Source organism: Elizabethkingia argenteiflava (genome assembly GCF_009904105.1).
Lineage (GTDB): Bacteria > Bacteroidota > Bacteroidia > Flavobacteriales > Weeksellaceae > Elizabethkingia > Elizabethkingia argenteiflava.
In genome coordinates, this window is record NZ_JAAABJ010000160.1 from 1 (window position 1) to 255 (window position 255).

At 31.0% G+C, this 255-nt stretch carries 1 pseudogene; it reads left to right on the plus strand.

Features of this window, described 5'->3' with window-relative positions:
- Positions 1–255, plus strand: a pseudogene (locus GNY06_RS01255) (IS982 family transposase); the annotation flags it as partial.

A 255-nucleotide genomic window follows, 5' to 3' on the forward strand; every position in this document is an offset into this window, starting at 1 on the left:
ACTTGTATCAAAATTGTACAATATTAGGAGACAAAGGTGATCTGAGTATTGATTATCAAAGAGACTTATTTACTTACAACCAGATTAATATGGAAGTACCTATGCGAAAAAATCAACATGGATATAATCCTCAGCCTTATATTTTTAGAAAATCCCGAAAGCCCATCGAAACCTTATTTTCGCAATTATGTGATCAGTTTATGATTAGAAGAAACTATGCGAAATCCTTTGATGGCTTTAAGAACAGAATATTAT